Here is a 22120-nt window from a genome sequence, read left to right as displayed (position 1 = left end):
AAAATGCTTGAATATTAATAAATTTCACTCACTGGCGAGTGAATGTTGTACAGGATTTTACAAAAATGTCTCTTCTTATTGAAACGGACAATCTTATTCTTAGACCGCCACAAGCTGGCGATGAGCTCCCTCTTAATCTAGCGATTAAAGAATCATTACCTGAACTAGCTCGTTGGATGCCATGGGCCTCGGATTCAAGTTTGGAAATAACAAAAACATTTATTGATGAAAGCATTGCCAATTGGGGGACTCCTCGTCAAAAAGAAATGCCTTTCATCGTTTTGCTAAAACAAGAGCTGCGTATTATTGGTGCTAGTGGCTATAATGATCAAAGCGACCCTTCAGTGCCCTATTTTGAAATTGGGTATTGGATACATAGTCATTATGTGGGGCGAGGATTAGCTACGGAACTAAGTATTGCGTTGACTCGTTATGCATTTGACTATTTGCATGCAGTAAGAGTGCAAATTTGTTGCCAGGCAGAGAATAATGCCTCGTTGAGGGTCATAGAAAAATGTGGGTATCATTTTGAAGCAAGACTTCATAATCAATGTCTGGATTTAGTAACAAGAAAACCCACAGACAGGCTGGTTTTTGCTTGTTTTGACACGCAAAATCTTCCCTCGAGATATATTAAATTTGCTGCATAATTTGAGTTTTTAAGTTTGCCTTAAGTCTGATTTTGCTCTATTTCTTAAAGAGGATGATGAAAAAAGAGCAATTTGGTTTTATAAGGAGATAACTATGCTTAAATATATCATTGCCTGGTTATTAGGAGTTCCATTGAGTATATTGGTATTAATTTGGTTAGTTTCCCATATTTTCTGATGGCCAATTTTTTTAATCTAAAACAAGGAATGTTACTATAATCAATGAACCAACTCACTGTCATCATACTTTCAAACGAATTTCCTGGAGTGCAGTTTTAGTAGGTGCTCTTGTAAGTTTAGGTTTAGGCTTTTTGTTAAATTTATTTGGTATTGCAATAGGCTTAAGTCTTTTTACATTGAATCAGGAAGGCGCCACCGTTTTAGCGGTGGGTGGTTTACTTGGTCTTTTAATCGGTATTATTGTTTCCATGCTGGTAGCAGGCTATGCCGCAGGTTATCTTGGTCGTTTATAGTGCCCTAAACGCAACCTTGGCATTCTCTATGGTTTTATTACCTGGGTTTTGTCCTTATTACTAGCAGCTATCATGGCAGGGCATATGAGCAACTATGTTTCGAGTTACACCAATGATGTAACTAAAACCTAGCAACAACAGCTCAAACAGGTCAAACAACTATTGCTGATAACGAGGCAACTAAAACTAATGAAACAGCAAACGAACCTGCTACTTCCAAGCAAACTAATTTACCGCCCTCAGTTACACGGGACAACTTGGTGTGGGCAGCGTTCATAATATTTGCTTTGTTTTTTATTGGCGCAATATCTACTTGCATCGGTGCCTGCTGGGGAATGAGTTGTAGAAGAGAAGAAGAATAAATCCGCAATAAAGGCCGAATAACTTCGGCCTTACCTACCTTCTATACTTAAAAAAAGGACTTAAAAAATAGGAGGAACTATGGATAAGTTAAATGGCGTTAGGGTGGCTATCTTGGTTGCCAATGGATTTGAACAAGTCGAGATGGAAGAGCCACGACAAGCCCTGGAAAATGCAGGGGCGGAAACGGTTTTGATTTCTCCTGAAAAAGATCAGGTGCAAGGTTGGAATCATTATGAAAAAGGCGATTTCTTTCCTGTTGATGTTGCTTTGGATGAGGCTAAACCTGAGGATTTTGATGCCTTACTTTTACCGGGGGGAGTAATTAATCCAGATCGATTACGTACTTTTCCTAAAGCTGCTGCATTTGTTAATTCAATAGATGAACAAAATAAACCGATTGCCGCGATTTGCCATGGGCCTTGGCTGCTTATTAATGCTAAAGCTGTTAAAGGACGTAAATTGACATCGTGGCCATCTATTAAAATTGATTTGCAGAATGCGGGTGCAGAATGGGTTGATCAAGCAACTGTTTGTGATCATCAATTATTAACCAGCCGCAAGCCAGATGATATTCCAAAATTTAATGAAGCGATGCTAAATTTGTTTCAAAAGAATGGACATTAATAAATTCACATCCAATGAAGCAAAGATTTATCAATTGCTTCATTTGATACCTTTTTAAATTTAATATTATAAGAAGGCTATACGGGAATAACCTGAAGTATTAAAAGAATTAACAAAATAACAATCAATAGTCCTACAATCCCAGATGGACGATAGCCCCAATTTCTACTATAGGGCCATGCTGGAGCCAGACCTGCTAAAAGCAGAATAAGAATTAATAATAGAATCAGACTCATTTTAATCTCCCTTTAAGCGAGTTTATTACACATATTTACTTTAATTATAGTAAATCGTCTTTTTTCTTTTTGGTTTAGGTTAAAAAATTCATGATTATTATGAGGTTATTGCCTGGCTTAATAATTATTTAATTATTGTGCATTATGATTAATATATTGTTATGAATTTATCCTGTCACTATGCAACCAACGCATGTCATAAAATCAACGCTGGCACAACTTAAAGAAGCTCATAGTAAGCGCATTGAACGTATAGTATGCAGTGGTGGAGGTGCTAAGGGCGTAGTCTACCCCGGATCTTATAAAGCCATGGAGGACACGGGTGTCTTCAAAGGCGTGCAGACACTGTCAGGCGCTTCAGCTGGAGCAATAACCGCTACAATGATGGCATTAGGTATGCCCTCCTCCGAGTTTCGTAAAAAATTACTGACAACGAATCTTAAAGACCTAATGGGTACTACTGTTGGCACAATTTTTGGTAAAAACGCCCCAGGCATCGCTTTTATCACTAAAGATGGGAAGCCACTGGAAGAGTTTATTCGAGAAGGTATTATTACCACGATAAAAGAGAAGCTATTAACATTTGAAAATATAGAAAAAATTACGGACAAAGAATTACAACAATTATTGGATAAGCTTAAAACTTCATCGCCCTCAGTCACCTTTGGCGATTTAGCCGTTCTTAATCGTCATTTTCCTGAACATTTTAAGAGTTTGACGATGCCAGCTGTTAAGTTTCCTAGCGGGAAAGTGCAAATTTTTAGTAGTGAATTAACTCCCGAAGTTGAAATTGCTCTGGCTTGTCGTGCCTCAGCTTCAATTCCAGTCATTTTGGAACCTGTTACCATCGTTGTTGATGGCGCTGCGCAGCAATTCGTTGATGGCGGAGTTTATGATAATTTGCCGACGGATTATTTTGACTTGCAAGCTGATACAAGAACTTTTGCAAGAAATACCAGGCCTGAACAAACGCTCGTTTTTGCTTTTGGGGAAGGGTTAGATAATAAAACCAATCAAGTATTTCAAGCACTTTATGGTACGCGCTGGGATGAAGTTGTCGATAATGAGCTATTGGCTGATTTAATGAGGGCTGCAATAGTTGTTGCCAAAAGAGTGATTGAGTCTGGAGACAGATTAGACCCTACTGAAGAAGCTCAGCTACTAAGTCAATCCATTAAATTTGTTCTAGATCAACACGTTAAGCAAAACGCAATGACTATTGACGAGTCTAAAGCCATTATGACGGCGATGAAAAAATCAATAAATAGTATTTTACTAAAACCTCAAGATTACCAAGCATTTTGGGATTCTTATCAGCAAAAAGGTGATGAAGAAAGTAAATTGGCATTGTTAGCCAATATCATTAAGGAAAAGATGAAACCTATTCTCTATGATGCAGGTATTATCGAGCAATTGAAGAGAAATACCTTAGTCAGAGTTCTCGGTGATTTCATCGCCCCGTACAGAAATACTGACCAGAAAGAGATTGGTTATCAAAAATTACGTGCGCAATATGCATTACGTACCGTGGAATTGCGCGTCGGGGATATTAAAACTACTGACTTTGATGAGGCGACTAAGGCGGCCCGCGTGATGGATACTTTAGGGTATCTTGATACTATCAATCATATTACGAATCATGAATTACACGATCCTGAAGTTTTTAATACAGGAGAATTTTACCTCGATATTGTAACGAATTTTGATGCGATTTATAAAGCAGTGCTTGCTGGGGCAGGAAAAGAATTGGAACGCGACAAATTAATGCAGACGATTAATACTTTACAAAATCAATTAAGAATAGAGGGTAAATCTGAGGAAGATATCGCTAGAAATGTTTATCAGCTCATCAAAGACAAAGTAGAGGAGAATTTGGATTCGGCACAAGCATTTGCCTTGTCTCGAGCTGTGGAATATCGTAATGGCGTTTTAACTGCACAAGAACTATTTAAAGAAACCTACGAAGAGGGATTTAAGAGAAGCGGCACCTTTGCCATGTCTAACATTACCGGAGAGCGTATTTTAAGGACCGGTTCTTTGCATGAAGCTTTAAAAGGGAAGGACATGTTTGAGTTATATCGTAATCAATCTCCTCATAATGGCATGACTCGGACAGATAAAGTATTTGCATCATTAGAAAATTTGACTTCCTTTCGTGGAGCCTATGAAACTGCACCTCAAGTTGAACAAGGAAAAGGTTTTAAGTCTGATTTATAAATTTTTTTATTGGATATCCTTATAAAATTGCTCATTCACTCAAGGTTTAGAAAGCCCCAAATTTTAAAAAACGTCAATTTAGGCCGTTATTAGGCCGTAATGAATATTTTTAATCCATATGATATACTCTCGCCGCCACAAGTCCGTGGAATAACATTGGAGATTTACTATGAAGTTAGCGAAATTCGCCATCTTATCGATGATAGTGAGTGGAAGCTTGGCGGCTCAGGATATTAAAATTGTTGGGACAGTGACCAAAACAGCTAAAGTCCCCGTGACTAAAAATAAAGCTGCAACTAAAAATATTACTAACGCAGCCACGAACATAATCAAACAAATTAAATTGTTAAATGTCCAACTCTCAGCGAAAGCGAAACAGAATCTTGCCATGCGAGCTAAAAATGCGCTTTCTCATACTCAGCAATTTGCTCTCAGTGCTACTGCTGCTTCAGGAGATTCAGTACAACTTGGTATGAATGATGTTCCAGTGTTAGATCAGGGAATGCATGGTACTTGTGTAACGTTTGCCACAACTGCTGCAATTGATGCGGCTTTAGGGAAAGGCGATTATGTGAGCCAGGTATGTCAACTGGAACTTGGTAGCTATCTTGAAAAGACCGGTTACAGCATGAGTGGATGGGAAGGTTCGTTAGGGCGCATAGTGCTTAATCAAATGGATGTTTTCGGGATTATCAGCAAAGAACAGCAAACATCACAAGGTTGCGCTGGTGTTACTGAGTATCCGACTCGAGGTAGCGAGCCTAATGTACAAATGACTCCGGATGAATATCACCAGATGAGTGAAAATGTCGGTGAGCAAGTCGCCTGGTCTCCTGTATTAGATATCTTTGATGCCATATCCGATCGCGTCGATACCAATAAAGTGGTTGCTGACGTAAAGCGTATTTTGAAAGCAAACGATAGACTGACTTTCGGCGTTTTATTGTTGGATTTTGATTTAGGATTTATGGGTGCTGTGGGTAGTCATAATGCTACGTTTGACAGCTGGGTATTGACGCCAGAAATCGCAAGAGACGTTTATTTAAGACCTAATTTTGGTGGTCACGAAATGGTGATTACAGGATATGACGACAATGCTGTTGCCACTGACGATAAAGGAGTTGAACACCGTGGCTTATTTACTTTACGTAATTCGTGGGGTGATAGCGTAGGTGATCATGGGAACTTCTACATGTCTTATGATTATTTTAAATTGTTAGTAATTGAAGTACAGCGTATCCGCAACTTAGGCGCTTCAGAAGAGTAACTTCTGAAGGGCTATCTATCAGGAGATTAATTTCTCCTGATAGATAATTCTAATTTTCAATCACTTATAGAAATCCCAAGTATCAATCAAGTTCTGTCACTTCAGAATTTACTTTGCATTTTTGCCACACTGAAAATAAACTAAGCAGCTATTTTCAAGGATGCGAGAATAAGATTTGCAGCTACCCGGTTATGCCGTTAACGTCGTCGGTTGGTTAGCAGCGCTAATTTTGCCTGCTTCCCTCTTTATCTTATTAAAAGGGGCAATGATAAATTGGGCGTGTACCAATTTTGTAGTTCTCTTTTCTGCTGCCTTGGTGATGTGGGTTTTCCGCCTTCTTCCTGAATATGTTCCTGCGATATTTATGATTTTGGCAACCATTATTCTAGGATTAGCGCATCAAAATGTTTTGTTATCAGGGTTTAGCTCAGACAGTTTTTTCCTGGCCATGGGGGTTTTTGGTATTGGTGCTGTTTTAGTTAAATCGCGACTATTTTATCGTTTATCCCTACTTATTTTAAATCATTTACCCAAGCATAAAATTTTATTACAAATGGTTCTTTTTACCATTGGTGTTTTACTGACGCCTGTAATGACTGCTCAAAGTGCTCGGGTGTCTTTAATTATTCCCTTGTTGGAAGATATGCGTAAAACATCAGGTCTTAAACCATGCAGCACTGCCGCTAACAGTCTTGCTTGTACTGCATTTCAAGGTTGTATTTTACTTTCGGTAATGTTTTTAACAGGTAAATCCAGCAATTTTGTTCTCTTTGGCATGCTCCCTGAGCAAACTCAGTGGCAATACGGTTGGCTAAATTGGCTTTTTGTGGCTTCTGTACCTGGTATTTTTTTAACGATAAGCTTCTTTTTTCTCAATAGCCTTCAATTCCGCAATCAGGATGCTTTGCAGGTGAATCGTTTGATGATCTGGCGCGAATTGCGGCTATTAGGCAATTTAACCCCGCATGAATGGGCCGCAATTCTGAGTATTATTGCATTAATTTTAGGTTTGGCGTTTTCGTCCTGGCACCAAATTCCGAGTGCCTGGGTGAGTTTTACCATCTTTTTCGTATTACTTACCTCCGGTGTATTAAATAAAGAGGATTTCAAAAATGGAATTAACTGGCCTTTTTTATTTTATCTGGGTGCAATTATTGGCATTATGCGCTGTGTACAAGAAATTGGTATAGAAGCCTGGATAGTGACTTATTTATCCTGGCTTAGTGATATTGCCAACGAGCAACAGGTACTATTTATTACTTTAGTCTACGCGATAAGTTGGTTAGGGGGGTTACTTTTTGGAACTATGGCAGCACCGGCATTGATGTTTACTTTATTAATGCCTGTTGCAGAGCAGGCTTTATTAAATGCCTGGTTAATTGCATTTGTCATTTTAATGGCTACTGAGGCTTGGATTTTCCCGTATCAATCAAGCTATTACTTATGTTTTGAAGAGTGGATCCTCGAAACGCAGGCTTATGATTTACGCAAAATTTTATCGTTGAATGCTTGGTTCTCTCTGGTTAGACTCGGGGCCATTTTATTAAGCATCCCTTTTTGGCGTAGAGTAGGTGTGTTATGAGTTCCAAACACTTAACCACGTTTTGTACAGGGCTTTTTTTATTGACGGTTTTTTGTTTTCTTGCTTATCAGCATCAGCACAAGCCCCGTATTTTTATACTGCATAGCTATAATGCCAGGATGCCTTGGGTACAAAGTCTTAATGAAGGGGTTAGAAAGATTTTAGGCGATAAGACTTACATAAGCTTACGTTATTTTTACATGGACACGCGCCGCCATCATTCAAAAGGATATCGGGAACGAGTTCGTAGAGAATTAGTTGATGCTATTAACGCTTGGCAACCGGATATTCTTATTGCATTTGATAATGATGCACAAAATATGGTAGTGGAAGAATTTCACTCACCCGGTAAACTTAAAATTATTCTGGCTGGAATTACCAACAGTAAGCGTTGGCTAGAATATGAGAAAATACCGCATGTCACTGGAATCACCGAACAAATTCCTGTTAAAGCAATTGGCGAAATTTTATCGCTTATTTTTCATAATCAAAAAAGAATTTATTACTTATCTGACAATTCTGAAGCAGCAAAAACATTGGATAAAGATATCGCAAAACAAGATTGGGGAAGTTATGAGTTGGTTGCTCATAAACGTGTAGATACCTTTGCGCAATGGCAGAATGCTGTCGAAGACGCTCAGCAAAATGCGGACATCTTATTAGTCTCTATTTACCATGCAATTACTGATGGTAAAAAACGAATCAAATCACGGTATTTGGTGAACTGGATGAATGAACATAGCAACATTCCTGTAGTGGGGGTTTATGAATCGTTTATTATTGATGGCGGGATTCTTGCCATTGCTATTTCCAGTTTAGAACAAGGCTATACTGCAGCATGGTTGGCGTTAAATGTGCTTGAGAAAAAAATATCCATACAAGATATACCTTTATTGCACGGCAAAACATTTTCGCTGTTTATTCATAAGGAGGTTCTACAAAATCGCTTTCCTTCGGTGCATATTCCAGTGATTATTGATGCATTTTCTAAATCGCACTGGACGTTAGATGCGCTAAATACACCTGAATTAGATTTACCTAGTATTGAAAAATTACGTTCAAAAAAAATTTAATCGTTTGATTGCTCTATTTCCGAAAAGGCAATGACTCGGTTTCTGCCATGAGCTTTGGCAAAATATAGAGCCTTGTCAGCTAACTCGGTGAGTTCGTCTTTATTTCTGCTATCTTTAGGAAAAACTGCAATACCAATAGAAACAGTGAGTGGTATTACGGGTTGGGCACCGTATTTAATTTGTAATTTAGAGATCGTGGTTCTAATTTGCTCCGCGCGTTTCTTAGCATTCGCTAGGTCGATGTTGTGAAGCATGATAAGAAACTCCTCACCCCCGTAACGTGCAGCGATATCTCCTTGACGTGTGCAATCCTCCAACACTTTCCCGACTTCCCGTAGACTTACATCGCCGGCATCATGACCATAATTGTCATTAATTTTTTTGAAATGGTCGATATCTAGCATCATTAATGCAAAAGAAAATTTACTTCTCTCTGCTTGATGGATTTGTTTAAAGAGCGCGTCTTCTAGATAACGTCGATTATAAAGACCAGTAAGAGAATCACGAATAGATTGATAGCGTAGATTTTCCCGCAAGCGTACATTTGCCAGTGCAAGGGCAGTTAATTCAGTAAAGGCTGCAATGATTAACCTTGTTTCTTCATTTAAGATGAACTTTGCTTCGGCAATTTCTATATAAAGAAGGCCATAAATATCATTTTTAGCCATAAGTGGGACACAAATAAATGTCGGAGGATGCTTGCTAGTGATTTGAATATGCTCGCAAACTAACTCTTTGTCTGCCTTTTTAATTTGATGAATTCGTCCAAGCCGTATACCCCAACATTGATCGGGTGTTATAAGTTGGTCTTGTGTATGAGGCTGCCCCCAACTGCTCGCTTTCTCAAGATAATTTTTCGAAGGGTGCATAATGTATAAATAGCCACTGCTAAAAGCCAATAATGCCTGAGCATATTTTGCCATTACTTTACTTAGTTCTTCTTGCGAATTGGCAGCTAACATGATATCGCTCATGTCCACAAGCAAGGTTATTTGTTCATTCTTAAGCTGTAGTTCCTTCATACCCTCTGCCAGTTTTTTATAAGAGTCTTGGAGTTGAGAGTGTTCTTGTACTCGACTTGTGATGTCACGAACATTGTGCACCAAACCTTTATTCTCGTTTTGTTCATTTTTTATTTGAGTGGCACTAAGTTCATAAATAGTTTTACCATTTTCATGCTTAAATTCCAGGAGCTTTGTGCTTTCGTCAGGTTGTAGCGATTTTTGCCAAATTTCTAATAAATGTTGTCTATCCTGTGGGATACCGGACAAAGCTTCCTCAAGGTTCATACCGACTAGCAATGATTTACCAAATAATCGTTTAAATTCTTGCTGATAGGCTTCATTAAAGATTTCAAAGCGATTTTTTGCATCAAGTGCAGCTATCATGTCATTGGTGCTTTCAATGATTTGACGCAGATGTATTCTTGTAGTGCGATTTTTATGCTCAATAATCTTACGATTAATTAATTCAATATTAGCTAATGTAAAGGGAACTATTAAAAAGATAATACTCAAAATACTACCAACAATTAATAAAATGTTACCAAGCTTGGTATTTTGTAGAGTGTGGTTATTCCTTTCACTCAATAAAATCTCCTCAACAGAGATAATTTCTTGACCCAAGCCCTTTGCGGCACTTGAAATTTCACTGCCACGATTAAATAAACTAAGACCCTCAGGAGTATTTAATTGATTGTTAGCTTTTAATTGCGTGACTTGTGCTAATAGTTCAAGCCTTTCTTTGATCAAGGCTTTATAGCGTCGGACTTTTTCATTTTGTTTGGCATTATCTTTGGTGAGGACTGATGCTATTTGTAAAGTATCTATAAGAGTAGCTTTGCTAGAATTAATTTCTCTTAAAAAATTTTTATCACCAGATACCAAATAAGCACGTTGATCGGATTCAATTTCTGCCAGGTAATATAGGGAAACATTAATTTTTCCAATCACTTCGTAGGTGTGATTGACTAAGCGATTTGCCTCAATGAGGTTTTTTAATTGCGAGTAGGAGAGATAGCTTACGACGCTTAAAATCAATAAAGCTGTAATAAAAAGAAAATTTAATACCACCTTATTAAGTTTAATGGGTCTTATTGTTTTGAGCATAACTTTCCTAAATTTATACCTATCGTAAAATATAGCAAATTTGGGGCAATGAAATTAAGTAGAATAGAATATTGATTATCAAAAGGTTAGCTATTTTAAATAGGCAAGTGGGAGTTCTGACCATTTTGTTGTATAGCTTGGTGTCTTTAGTTGTCTTTTCATTGACCAAGGTTTTTGCCAGCCTTGAGCTGCCAAGCGAATGGTTTGGGTACCGTATTTTGTGTTAATACCCTCCATTGCTTTCATGATTTTCTCAGCTCTCAAAATTTCTTCATCCGTAGGTTGATTAAAAATATCCATTTGTTGATATTGCTTGTTGATTAGATCGGCGAATAAGACACCACATTTGTAATACGATATGCCTTTTTTATAAATTTGGTCTAAACAAAGTTTGGCCATATGTGTTAAATAACGAATGTCATCTGTGGGATTAATTAGACGAAAACCAATTGAATTAGAATATTGCGGCAAATCATGACGAAAAGAGTTTGAGCGGATAAAGATAGACAAATGTTGAGTTATTAACCTTTGTTGGCGCATTTTTTTCCAGGCTATCCCACAATGATGACTAATAGCCTCCTTAAGCGCGCTATGTTCTGATTGTAATGTGCCAAAAGAACACGAAGACATAATTGACTGTTTAGGTTCAATCACCTCAAGCTCAAGGCAGGGTTTACCCGCCAACTCCAAGGCCGTGCGTTGCAAGGTTACATTAAATTTATCTTTAATCAGTCGAGGATTCATCGTTGCTAATTCATAGGCATTCGTGACGCCTAAGCCTGCCAACTTCCTACACCATTGACGACCCACACCCCAAATGTCACTCACCGCCAATTGAGATAGCCAAATAGTCTCCTGACCTGTGATATTAAATACCGGGCAGTCTAATTTCTTTTTAGCAATATGATTGGCGACCTTGGCAAGCGTTTTTGTTTGCCCAATCCCGATGGAGATAGGGATACCGGTATGTTTTAAAATCTTTTTCTGCAAATCACAGCAGAATGCTTCAATTTTTTCATAGGCTAATGTTTTTAAATCCAGAAAAGCTTCATCAACCGAATAAATTTCCATTTCTTGCCAGTTTTCTTCAATAACTTTCATTACTCGCTGAGATAAATCACCATAAAGGGCATAGTTTGAAGAAAAAACATGAACATGATGTTGTTTGCAAATTCCTTTTACTTCAAAAAAGGGAACCGCCATTTTAATGCCTAAGGCTTTAGCTTCCTTTGAGCGAGCAACAACGCAACCATCATTATTACTTAAAACGACAATAGGTTGATTCAGTAAATCTGGGCGAAATAAGCGTTCGCAACTGGCATAAAAATTATTGCAATCAATAAGGGCATACATGATTATACCGCTTGATGAATGACATAAGTGACTACACCCCAAATGACTAAGTCTTGGGAATCGGTAATATCAATAGGTTTATAGGCCTTATTACCTGGCAGCAGTTGTACTTTTCCATTGGATTTTGAAAGCCTTTTTACAGTGAGTTCCCCATCAATTGCGGCAATGACAATTTTGCCGTGCAAAGCTTCAAGACTCTTATCGACAATGAGCATATCACCCGGTTGAATGCCTGCATCGGTCATCGAATCCCCGGCGGCAATTAAAAAGAAGGTGGATGCAGGATGTTTAATTAAATATTCATTTAAGTTGAGATAGGATTCTATATAATCGTCGGCGGGAGAGGGAAAGCCTGCGCGAACTTTAGAACTATAAAGAGGAATGCCTTGAAGTTGATTTTCAAGGTAGTCTTTTACTTCCTCGATCCGAGAAATAGGGATGCGTAGTGTTTTTGTTGATTCTCCGTAACGACTAGTACCTACAGGACGCCCCGCACCTGCTCTTTTTCCGCCACGACTCATACTGCCTCTTTTATTTTGATTGTTGCGACATTAATCAAATCATAGAGAGGGATAAATCGTTTGTAAATAGGCCAAACTGATTATTCATTATCATAGAAAGATAGGTCTAGGATTTTTCTTTAAAATTTCTGAAAAAAAATGTTATCAGGCCCGTGAATAAATCTGGGATTTGATTTATTGATTTACTCTACAAATCTGATTGCCGTAAAATGCCAATAACTTCCTCGTTGTTAATGCATTGGAACTTGGTTGTCGCTCTGCGCCAAGGCTGCGTTTACTTTAGACAGTATTTAACGAAGACAAATATTCAGGTTAGGGGTATTAACAAATGACAAAGCGTATCTTCATCCTTGGCCATATGGGGACAGGTAAGTTTATATTTACCGAAGCGTTAGCTAAAAAATTAGGATGGCAACTTGTTGATGCAAATCCGAGTATTGAACGTTATGTTGGACGACTGACACGAGACATTCTGGGAGAGCAAGGAGAGGCAGCATTTAATCGCTGTCAAGCGGATATCATTTCACATTGTATTGGAAAAGAAAATGTTGTCGTTCTATTGGAGGAATGTGTTGTATCGAGCGAACAATGTCGAAAATTATTGTCCTCAGAGTTTGTTGTGTATTTGAAAGTCTCTATACCCACTCAACTTGAGCGTATGAAAAATGGTCGAGAGCCATCGCTTCCGGTGGATGATATGAAAAGCTTCTTGGAAAAACAACATCAGGAACGAGATCATTTTTATGAGGAAGTAGCCACCCTGGTTGTTGAATCTATTGGTTATTCTGAGCAAGTTTCAGAAATCAATAAAATTATTGAGAAAGACGTCAACAAAGTTATGAAGGCCATTGGAAAATAAGCATAGATACTCCGAAAACATTGCTTAACATGAAAAACCTTGATATCAAAACGTTAAAACAAGCCTGCGAAGATTAAATGTCTATAAATCCTATTAAAATAATTCACCTCGATGAGAAATATTATGTCGGAGAAGGTAATCGTCGTATAGTTTATGCACATCCAGAAAATGATGCTTGTCTAATAAAAATTGCCAAATCCACTCTTGATAAGTGGACTCATAACAGTCCCATCTCTTACCAGAATTATCGTCGTTTCTTTAAATATTTTTTAATAGAGCTTTATGAGCATGCTCGAATAAGATTGCAAGTTGGTAAAAATCCCCTCCCTCATATAATCCAACATATTATTGGCTTTGTAGATACTAATTTAGGTTTAGGGTTGGTAGTAAGAGCTGAGAAAGATAAACAAGGACAGTATGCCCCCACATTGGAACAACTCGTAAAAAATAATCAGGTCGACGATAATGTTGTGAAGCATCTAAAAGAATTTCTTGATGACTTAACCAAAATAGATATTTGTGTTTATGACTTGCAGCCAGGAAATATTGTTTACGCTTATATGCCAGAGAAAGGTCATTATTTTGTACTTATCGATGGAATAGGCGATAAGCATTTTGTTCGCATGAGCTCTTATTTTTCATTTGCTCGAAAATACAGACGCACACAGGCCATCAAGCGGTTAAGGAGTAGACTCTCTTTAATGTTTACTAATCAAGCTGCATTTGATTTTAACTCCTGAATGCCAAGACTAAAATTTCAAACTTTTCTTGCTCCGTATCAAAATCTAGACTTTTAATAACTTTCTGATAACCTACAACATTCAGAAAAGTCTGAATAAAGTTATCAGTTAAATGGAGTGAACGTGAAAATTTCAAAGATAAATAGGAAGCTTTTTGTCGGCTTATTCATGGCTAACAGCACAGTCGCATTTTCTGGTACAGTAGGCAGTAGTGAAGATGTCAGTAATCATTTTTTCTTTACTGCAGCACCTGTATATGGCTCTTTAAGTGATGAAGGAATTAACAAAACCATATATAGCAATATCATTTCTGTGAATGGCGCTAATAACGCGCATCAAATAGACCCTGATTCTAGATGGGGATATTTGCTGGGAATAGGGTATAAGTTTGGTCCGCAGCAAGATCATGATGTAACGTTAACTTATACTAACTTAAAAAATAAAGGATTTGATACAGCAAGCACCCCTATCAATGGCGTACTCATTAATGAATTAAGCCAAATCGTGCAAGTTAATCAGTTTGTAAGTCCTACTGATCTAATTTCTCCTGGCGGACAACAGCTTCTTAATGCAGCTTCTGCAGTTAGCTCACGCTATGATTTTCAAACTGCTGAATTACTAACTCATCGCTATTTTCCGAGTACTTTCCTCGAGAACGTAAGTTTTTCACGTTATTACGGTATTAAAGCGTCTGAATTTAAAAAGGGCTTTTCTGCACAATATAATGGAACCATGGCTTATATGGATGACGCTTTCCTGACATTTTATACTCCATTAAGTAACTCCATTAATTATGAAGCAAAATACTATGGAATTGGGCCGCAAATTGGTATGGGGGCTTCATGGAGTCTAACTCGTTACATCAGCATCGTTGGTGATGTCTCCGCCTCTGCTTTAGGTGGTTCCTATCGCTCTAAGTGGAGTGAAAGTTTGAATACAGCAGGAATAATTCCAAATTATCCCAATATAGTGTCAACAAATAATTTCAGTTACACCCAGTCTACATCAACGACTATGTGGACTTCGATTGTTGTGGGCTCAAATTTGGCAATTGCGGCACAGGTTCCCTTAAAAAATGGAAGTATCTTTGGTATTCAAGGGGGGATTAACACCGAGCAATACTGGTCACAAGTTAACGCAGAGGCTATACACAGCGGTGTAACCGAAAACCATCTCGTTTTTGCTCAAAGATTTGCTGTTCGTGACGTTTTCATCAAGTTAAATTATTTGATCTAAAAATATTCAGTATTATTTTCTCAAAATATAAATATTTGTTAAGGTACATCAAACCAGATATACCTTAACATAGCGTTGATTTGAAATTAGATGTTATGAGGTCAAACATGCTAATGAGTCAATTAGAGCATTCAGCAAATCTTATTCCTGCTCTGGATCAAATTCACCCAACAGTCTTAATTGCCCCCGGAGCAAAAATCGGTCCTGGTGTCTCAATAGGGCCCTATTCAATCATAGGGGAAAATGTGAGCATTGCTCGAGGAACATCAATAGCTTCCCATGTCACTATAGAAGGATGGACGGAAATTGGAGAACGTAATCAGATTGGAATTGGCTCGATTATCGGAGGACGTCCTCAAGATCTAAAGTTTAATGGCGAGATAAGCAAAGTCTTTATTGGCAATGATAATGTGATTCGTGAATATGTCACCATAAATAGAGGAACGCGAGGAGGCGGCGGCATAACGCGCATTGGTGATAATAATATTATTATGACCTCTGCTCATGTAGGTCACGATGTTCTCATCGGAAATCATAATATTATTTCGAACGCAGTCGCTATCGGCGGACATGTGGTCATTGAAGATCGAGTAACCATAGGCGCTCTTTCTGGCTTGCATCAATTTGTCAAATTAGGGCGCATGTCTATGATAGGAGCTCTTAGCTTAATTACCAAAGATGTTTGCCCCTACGCATTGGTTACGGGAAACCCGGCGAAATTATATGGGATTAATGTTGAGCGTTTACGCCGTCAAGAATATTCAACGGAAGCAAAAAGTTGCATTAAACGAGCCTACAAAATCCTATTTTATAAGGGTCTTCGTAGTACGGATGCAATAATGCAGTTACAAGCAGAATTTAAAGACAATGTAGATATTAATTTTATTATTGATTTTCTTAAAGGTTCTACTCGTGGTTTTTATCGCTAATCCTAATTAAGGTATTAATTATGTCTTTTCGCTTTTCAACACCTAAAGGCCCTTTTACTTTGGCTTATTTAGCGCAATGCGCTGGTGCTTCCCTTCATAATGGAGGAGAGGATTTTGTGGTTTCTGATATTGCGCCTCTTTCGTCTGCCAGAGCGTTTCATTTATCAATGTTGCATGAAAAAAGATATATTAAATCCTTAAAAAGCTCTCAAGCCGGAGCATGTATTTTAGCGCCCGACTGTGTTCACCATGCTCCCAAAGAGATGTATTTATTAATTCATAATAATCCTTATAAAGCCTACGCATTAATCGCTCAGGCTTTCTATCCAGTGACTGCCGTTACGACTTTTGTTGCTCCGACTGCTTTTATCGCCTCAAGTGCTAATGTGGGAAAAGATTGTTATATAGGTCATGGTGCTTATATTGGCGAAAATGCACATATCGGTGCTCGTTGTAAAATAGGAGTAAACACCTTTATTGGTGATGATGTCATTATTGGAGATGATTGTTGTATTGAAAACAATGTCAGTATTAGTCACACCGTAATGGGTAATCATGTCTTAGTGTATCCAGGAGCTTGTATTGGTCAGGATGGATTTGGATTTGCAGGAGATGGTCAAGAGTATTATAAGATACCGCAGATTGGCGGAGTGGTTATTGGCAATAATGTTGAAATTGGTGCCAATACATGCATTGATAGAGGTTCCATGAGCAATACTGAGATAGGCGACTGGTGCCGTCTGGATAATTTGGTACAAATTGGTCACAACGTAAAAGTTGGAAAGGGGTCTATTCTGTGTGGTCAAGCTGGAATAGCAGGAAGTAGTAAACTAGGAGAATACGTCTCTTTAGGTGGTAAAGCAGGAGTAAACGGGCATCTTACGGTGGGAGATCGGGCTACCATCCTCATAGGATCTGTAGCGGTTCAGGATGTTGAACCAGGTGCACGGGTAGGAGGTTTTCCCGCCCTCCCCGATCGTGATTGGCACCGACAAACCTGTCTTTTAAAAAAGCAACTTAAACGTTAACTCTGTTTAAAAGGTTAAAAATGGCTAAGGCTGCTTTTTTGTTCGCATTTTGTCTTAAGGATTGGTGAATAGTTGTAAGTTGATTTCTTAAAACTACAGTGTCTTTCGAGTTTAATAGCTGTAACATTTTTTGCGCAATAGGTTTTGCTAATGCTTCTGACTGTACAAATTCAGGGACTAATTTTTGGTTGGCCAAAATATTGGGTAGAGAAATAAACGGTATTTTAAGTTGCGGGGCTATAATTGCATGGTTCAAGGCGCTCCATTTGTAGGCAACAACCATTGGACATTTTAATAGCATTGCTTCCAGGGTGGCTGTTCCTGATTTGATCAAAGCAGCGTCTGAAGCACTCAGCGCTTTGTGCGATTGTCCATCGAGAATTTTTAACTTAAATTTATAGCCTTTCTGATGCAATTGTTGTAAAAAAATAGCTTTTAAATTTGTGTTGGCCATTGGTGCTATAAACTGAAGTTCTGGCATTTGCAGGCTTAACTCATGCATCACATCGAGAAATAAAGGGCCCATATATTTTAGCTCACTGGCTCTGCTACCCGGAAGTACGCTAATTAATTTATCCTGCGGCAAAATTCCTAATTGCCCTCTAACAGCCTTGGTATTTATTTCTAAATTAATTTGATCCGCGAGTGGATGCCCAATATAGCGAACCGGAACATTGAATTTCTGATACAGTGCTTCTTCAAAAGGAAATAAAGTGAGAATTAAATCCACTGCTTTCTTAATATAAAATACTCTTTTTTGTCGCCAGGCCCAGATTTTGGGACTCACTAAATGAACCGTTTTTATTCCTAATTTTTTTAAGCGCAGCTCCAAGGACAAATTAAAATAGGGATAGTCAACGCCAATAAAAATATCAGGTGGATTTTTCTGCCATTGCTTGTAAAGAGTTTTTCTGATGTTGAATAACTTTGGATAACGAAGAAAAGTGTCACTGATCCCCATCACCGAAAGCTGTTGAATATTAATTAATGACTTAAATCCCTCTTGAATCATTGCGGGGCCGCCAATACCCGTCCATTCAACATGCGGCAAAAGATTTTTTAACTCTCGCATTACCCCCGCGCCCAACAAATCTCCAGAGGCTTCTCCAGCAACTATCGCAATACGAGTTGGTGTTTTTATTTTATCCATAATGAACTACTAGGGTCGATTTAATCGCCGATATTACTTAACTAAAAATCAAAAGCCAATACTATTTTACTTTCCAGAAAGCTGCATATAGACTTTGTCCCCTGTCTTATCAGTGATCAAATGGATGAAGATTATATGCTTGAAATAAAACATAGTTTAAATTTTCTTCCACTTAATTGGATAGGGTGGATTATTTATTTCCTAATTCCTGAAAAACGCAGTATCGCTCAAAAAAATATTGCACGCGTATTTGGCGATACCCTTTCTCCCCAAGAAAAAAAACGTATTGTTGTTGCCTACTACTCGCATCTATTCCTGTGTTTTAAGGAAATTTTTCTGTTGCCTTTCTTAGGTAAAACTCGCTTGGAAAAACGCGTCAAAATCATTGGCGAAGAACATTTGCATCAAGCTTTACAAAAAAATAAAGGTGCTATTATTCTATCTGGACATTTTGGTAACTGGGAATTTGCTCCACTTTTTATTCTTGATAAATTAAAAAACGAAGTGGGTCATGCTTACTGTGTTCGTAAATCACTGAGATTTAATTTCTTGAATGATTTTTTTTGGGGACGTTTTGAAAAAGCTGGTTATAAAATAATTAACAAAAATAATGCTCTTGGACAAATTCGGCTTATCCTGGAAAAAAAGAATGTTGTCTTCGTTCCCTTTGATATAAAACCCTCTCGGCGAAGTCGCTCTAGTGTGAAGGTTAATTTTCTAGGAAGATTAAGTAACACCTACACCAGCGTAGCTTATTTAGCGAACAAATTTGAGTGTCCAGTTCTCTCTGTAAGGTCTTACCGTGTGAACAAAAAAAAGCATATTGTTGAATTTTATCCTGAAATTCAACGTGATGTTTATAAAGATAAAGAACAAGCTTATCTAGAAGATACAAAAAAATATAATCACCGCTTGGAAGAAATGCTTCTTGCTTCTCCTGAGCAGTGGCTTTGGTCTTATAAGAGATGGTATTCGAAGGAGCAGTAAGTGAAGTCTAAATTCCGTATTAGTCTGCTGGGTGTTTTATTTTATCATTTAATTCCCTTACGCCGACAAATTGTACTCAATAATATTGATCGAGTTTTCAAGGATAAACTCTCTTCAAAACAAAAAAAGCATTTAGCCAAGGCATTTTATTCTCATTTAATTTCTACACTGAGGGAATTCTTTTTTTGGGATTGGTATAGTGCAAAACGTCTTAATAATCTTCTGGAAGTAAGGGGTATTGAACATCTTCTGGAAGCAAAAAAAATGGAGCGAGGATGTTTTATGCTAACAGCGCATATGGGAAATTGGGAACTTTCGATACATTTACTAAATGATAAATTAAAGTTTTTATTTGATCCCTTATATGTCATTAGAAAAAAGATAAGTGTTAAATGGCTTGAGAGAAAGATATCAAATCGCAATAGGCGCTTCGGCCTACAACGAATTGATAAATCTGGTGCGCCCTTGAAAATAATCCAAGCTCTTAAAAGCAAAGGGATTATTATTTTCGCGCTGGATCAACATGCCGAACTCAAGAATAAAGAAGGTATTGCGGTAAATTTTTTTAATAGCAAGGCTGGGACATTTAGAAGTTTGGCTTTGTTTGCTCATAAATATCAAGTTCCTGTTGTTCCTGTTTCTGTTTATCGCCAATCGAGAGACAAACATATTGTAGAGATTCATCCAGCAATGCCTTGGGAACCTCATCCAGAAACAGAGGAAGCAATCTACAATAATACTTTGCGATATAACCAAAAATTAGAAGAATTGATTCTAGCGCACCCCGAACAATGGTGGTGGGTGCATCGCAGATGGAAAATATAAATGAACGTTTGTCAGGATCTTTAAATAAGAAAAAAAATGAAAATATTGGTCATACAGCATAAAAAAATTGGTGATGTTTTGCTAAGCAGTATCATTGGTAATAATTTAAGAAAAGTATTACCAAAGGCAGAAATTCATTATTTAATTAATAAAGAGTCTTTACCGGTATTGGACGGAAATCCTAACATTAACCGGATAATTACGATTTATCCTGAGAATAGAGCAAGCGTAAGCGCTTTTATAAAGTTTGCTTTGCAAATAAGAAGAGAACAGTACGATATTGTTATTGACGCTTATACTAAATTGGAAAGTTGGTTTATTGTTTGGCTTTGCCAAGCAAAGTATCGTATTTCCTATAAAAAGAAATATAGAACTTTTCTTTATACCCATAATCTTTGTCGGGATTCATTTAAAGGAACTTCGTATGGAAGTGCAATCGATTTAAAACTACTCTTGGTTCAGCCCTTTTTAAACGATGCAGCGCCAGATTGTTTCCCGCAGATTTTTCTTTCCAATGAAGAGAAACAAAAAGCATCTTTTTTATTTAAAAAACATCAGATTCCATCTAAAAAGACTCTCATGCTCAATATTCTTGGCAGTTGCCCTTTAAAGACCTATCCTCCTGAATTCATGGCAATTCTTATAAATCAAATTGTTGAACAAGTCGATGTAAATATTTTATTTAATTTTCTACCCCACCAAAAGGATATAGCACGAAGAATTTATGACTTATGCAGCAAGAAAGTCCAAAAAAATATATTCTTTGAACTATCAAATTATGACTTGAGAACTTTTATTATAATTATGAATCACTGTGATGGAATCATAGGTAATGAAGGTGGAGCTATACATATTGCTAAGGCCTTAAATAAACCTTCATTTACTATTTTTTCTCCATGGATTAAGAAACGTGAATGGTCTACTTTTGAAGATGATATTTATCATGTTGCTGTTCATCTTTGTGATTTTAAGACCGATTTATATGAGAACATTACTGAACAATCCATTAAAGAAAAAACACCAGAACTCTTTAAGGAATTAAAACCAGAATTTATTTGGCCTAAACTAAGTTCTTACATCACTTATCATTTTGGACAGACATCAACTACGAGAATTAGAACGACAATTTAATTCTGCGCTTTATGAAAGGTCCATGTTAAGCCCTTTACAGATTTGAGCTTTAGAACAATCTCATCTAGAATCAAATATTTTTAAGATGCGTACATGGTAGAGTTTGTGTCTGCCGGAGGACCACGAAGAAATAGATCCTCACAGAGCTCTATTAGCAAGCTTAAAAATTTTTTAATTTGTGAAACCTAAAATTTTTAGGCCGTTTTCAATATAATTTATTACTTTTGGTTGTGATAATAGGTATTGTCCAATATGGTTTGTCAGTTGATCGTGAGCTATTGCAAAAGCTTCTGTCCATTCGCTTTTCTTAAAGTCTCCATGTCCTAAATACAATAAAGCCACCAGAGTTGCTTGTTGATCCGGCGGTAAAGTATTTATTTTATTTAGAACACTTTGATACCAGGGATCAGATAAAACATAGAGTGAATCTTTTTCACAAGTCAATTTTGGATATTCATCTTCCTTTTCTTGGAAGCATTTTATTTGATTAAGAATATCTCTAATTTTGTGAGGCTCTATATTTAGCATATTAGTTTCTCCATAATAGTTAATTATAGTTTATTAGGGAGACTATGCTGCAAAGTTTGTCAAATTATGTTGTACATCTGCATATAAAAGGTTCTTTATCTAAAGTGGAAGGTTTTGAGAGACTATTCAGCTCAAGAATTTAACTTCTTTAAAAATAGTTTATACAAAAAGGCTCACTTTATGTCGATTAAGACACAAAATATATTTGCATAATAATATGCACAATTGCTCTGAATTAAT

22 protein-coding genes are annotated in these 22120 nt (G+C 37.4%); 15 read left to right on the top strand and 7 right to left on the bottom strand.

Translation table 11 applies throughout. The features are described from left to right. Nucleotides 1–65 precede the first annotated feature (65 nt). Together LHA_RS14815 and LHA_RS17425 are read left to right on the top strand one after the other, a co-directional pair. Complete coding sequence (locus LHA_RS14815) at nucleotides 66–650, top strand: GNAT family N-acetyltransferase (RefSeq protein WP_045107233.1); 585 nt, start codon at nucleotides 66–68, stop codon at nucleotides 648–650. Nucleotides 651–961: 311 nt separating this feature from the next. Beyond that, complete coding sequence (locus LHA_RS17425; protein ID WP_231861943.1) at nucleotides 962–1123, top strand: hypothetical protein; 162 nt, start codon at nucleotides 962–964, stop codon at nucleotides 1121–1123. Nucleotides 1124–1274: 151 nt separating this feature from the next. Here the strand turns inward: LHA_RS17425 and LHA_RS17420 are convergent, their stop codons facing one another. Then, nucleotides 1275–1442, bottom strand: a complete 168-nt coding sequence (locus tag LHA_RS17420) for a hypothetical protein (RefSeq protein ID WP_231861942.1) — start codon at nucleotides 1440–1442, stop codon at nucleotides 1275–1277. 122 nt (nucleotides 1443–1564) lie between these two features. Between LHA_RS17420 and LHA_RS14805 the strand changes: the two genes are divergently transcribed. After that, nucleotides 1565–2110, top strand: coding sequence for a type 1 glutamine amidotransferase domain-containing protein (locus LHA_RS14805; RefSeq protein ID WP_045107232.1), 546 nt, complete (start codon nucleotides 1565–1567; stop codon nucleotides 2108–2110). Between the two features lie 77 nt (nucleotides 2111–2187). Here the strand turns inward: LHA_RS14805 and LHA_RS16385 are convergent, their stop codons facing one another. After that, nucleotides 2188–2346: a DUF3309 family protein gene (locus LHA_RS16385; RefSeq protein ID WP_045107231.1), complete on the bottom strand. Its 159-nt coding sequence runs from the start codon at nucleotides 2344–2346 to the stop codon at nucleotides 2188–2190. A 180-nt stretch (nucleotides 2347–2526) separates the two neighbouring features. Between LHA_RS16385 and LHA_RS14795 the strand changes: the two genes are divergently transcribed. From LHA_RS14795 to LHA_RS14780, 4 genes are all read left to right on the top strand, one after another. Continuing rightward, a complete protein-coding gene (locus LHA_RS14795; RefSeq protein ID WP_052673740.1) occupies nucleotides 2527–4563 on the top strand; it encodes a patatin-like phospholipase family protein in 2037 nt (678 codons plus the stop codon). Between the two features lie 169 nt (nucleotides 4564–4732). After that, entirely contained in the window at nucleotides 4733–5830 is a 1098-nt protein-coding gene (locus LHA_RS14790; RefSeq protein WP_045107230.1) for a C1 family peptidase, read from the top strand. 175 nt (nucleotides 5831–6005) lie between these two features. Then, entirely contained in the window at nucleotides 6006–7412 is a 1407-nt protein-coding gene (locus tag LHA_RS14785; RefSeq protein ID WP_045107229.1) for an SLC13 family permease, read from the top strand. Further along, the gene (locus tag LHA_RS14780; protein ID WP_045107228.1) at nucleotides 7409–8485 is read left to right on the top strand and encodes an ABC transporter substrate-binding protein; all 1077 of its coding nucleotides are present in this window, start codon (nucleotides 7409–7411) and stop codon (nucleotides 8483–8485) included. Before LHA_RS14785 ends, LHA_RS14780 begins: the two co-directional genes overlap by 4 nt. Here LHA_RS14780 and LHA_RS14775 read toward each other — a convergent pair. From LHA_RS14775 to LHA_RS14765, 3 genes are all read right to left on the bottom strand, one after another. Then, complete coding sequence (locus LHA_RS14775; protein WP_045107227.1) at nucleotides 8482–10593, bottom strand: diguanylate cyclase; 2112 nt, start codon at nucleotides 10591–10593, stop codon at nucleotides 8482–8484. The genes LHA_RS14780 and LHA_RS14775 overlap by 4 nt on opposite strands. Nucleotides 10594–10683: 90 nt before the next feature. Next, the gene (locus LHA_RS14770) at nucleotides 10684–11946 is read right to left on the bottom strand and encodes a Y-family DNA polymerase (RefSeq protein WP_045107226.1); all 1263 of its coding nucleotides are present in this window, start codon (nucleotides 11944–11946) and stop codon (nucleotides 10684–10686) included. 2 nt (nucleotides 11947–11948) lie between these two features. After that, nucleotides 11949–12467: a LexA family protein gene (locus tag LHA_RS14765; RefSeq protein ID WP_045107225.1), complete on the bottom strand. Its 519-nt coding sequence runs from the start codon at nucleotides 12465–12467 to the stop codon at nucleotides 11949–11951. Between the two features lie 328 nt (nucleotides 12468–12795). Here LHA_RS14765 and LHA_RS14760 point away from each other — a divergent pair, with 328 nt between their 5' ends. From LHA_RS14760 to lpxD, 5 genes are all read left to right on the top strand, one after another. Next, the gene (locus tag LHA_RS14760) at nucleotides 12796–13326 is read left to right on the top strand and encodes a shikimate kinase (RefSeq protein WP_045107224.1); all 531 of its coding nucleotides are present in this window, start codon (nucleotides 12796–12798) and stop codon (nucleotides 13324–13326) included. 77 nt (nucleotides 13327–13403) lie between these two features. After that, on the top strand, nucleotides 13404–14066 hold the full coding sequence (locus LHA_RS14755; RefSeq protein WP_045107223.1) for a YrbL family protein: 663 nt from the start codon (nucleotides 13404–13406) through the stop codon (nucleotides 14064–14066). Nucleotides 14067–14234: 168 nt separating this feature from the next. After that, entirely contained in the window at nucleotides 14235–15302 is a 1068-nt protein-coding gene (locus tag LHA_RS14750) for an Lpg1974 family pore-forming outer membrane protein (protein WP_045107628.1), read from the top strand. Between the two features lie 107 nt (nucleotides 15303–15409). Beyond that, the gene (gene lpxA / locus LHA_RS14745; RefSeq protein ID WP_045107222.1) at nucleotides 15410–16231 is read left to right on the top strand and encodes an acyl-ACP--UDP-N-acetylglucosamine O-acyltransferase; all 822 of its coding nucleotides are present in this window, start codon (nucleotides 15410–15412) and stop codon (nucleotides 16229–16231) included. Between the two features lie 17 nt (nucleotides 16232–16248). Continuing rightward, on the top strand, nucleotides 16249–17259 hold the full coding sequence (gene lpxD / locus LHA_RS14740) for a UDP-3-O-(3-hydroxymyristoyl)glucosamine N-acyltransferase (protein ID WP_172480837.1): 1011 nt from the start codon (nucleotides 16249–16251) through the stop codon (nucleotides 17257–17259). On the opposite strand, the gene lpxB is transcribed toward lpxD, so the two are convergent. Next, nucleotides 17249–18409, bottom strand: a complete 1161-nt coding sequence (gene lpxB / locus LHA_RS14735; protein ID WP_082060374.1) for a lipid-A-disaccharide synthase — start codon at nucleotides 18407–18409, stop codon at nucleotides 17249–17251. The genes lpxD and lpxB overlap by 11 nt on opposite strands. A gap of 120 nt (nucleotides 18410–18529) precedes the next feature. On the opposite strand from lpxB, the gene LHA_RS14730 reads away from it, so the two are divergent. Genes LHA_RS14730 through LHA_RS14720 form a run of 3 tightly spaced genes read left to right on the top strand, consistent with a single transcriptional unit; the run spans nucleotide 18530 to nucleotide 21352 of the window. Further along, nucleotides 18530–19396, top strand: coding sequence for a lysophospholipid acyltransferase family protein (locus LHA_RS14730; protein ID WP_331709216.1), 867 nt, complete (start codon nucleotides 18530–18532; stop codon nucleotides 19394–19396). Further along, the gene (locus tag LHA_RS14725; RefSeq protein ID WP_045107219.1) at nucleotides 19397–20221 is read left to right on the top strand and encodes a lysophospholipid acyltransferase family protein; all 825 of its coding nucleotides are present in this window, start codon (nucleotides 19397–19399) and stop codon (nucleotides 20219–20221) included. Between the two features lie 36 nt (nucleotides 20222–20257). Next, on the top strand, nucleotides 20258–21352 hold the full coding sequence (locus LHA_RS14720) for a glycosyltransferase family 9 protein (RefSeq protein WP_045107218.1): 1095 nt from the start codon (nucleotides 20258–20260) through the stop codon (nucleotides 21350–21352). A 171-nt stretch (nucleotides 21353–21523) separates the two neighbouring features. Here the strand turns inward: LHA_RS14720 and LHA_RS14715 are convergent, their stop codons facing one another. Next, the gene (locus tag LHA_RS14715; RefSeq protein WP_045107217.1) at nucleotides 21524–21880 is read right to left on the bottom strand and encodes a DUF3775 domain-containing protein; all 357 of its coding nucleotides are present in this window, start codon (nucleotides 21878–21880) and stop codon (nucleotides 21524–21526) included. Nucleotides 21881–22120 lie beyond the last annotated feature (240 nt).

The organism is Legionella hackeliae (assembly GCF_000953655.1).
Lineage (GTDB): Bacteria > Pseudomonadota > Gammaproteobacteria > Legionellales > Legionellaceae > Tatlockia > Tatlockia hackeliae.
Note: the sequence above shows the minus strand (reverse complement) of the source record. Positions and strands in the feature narration are given on the sequence as shown.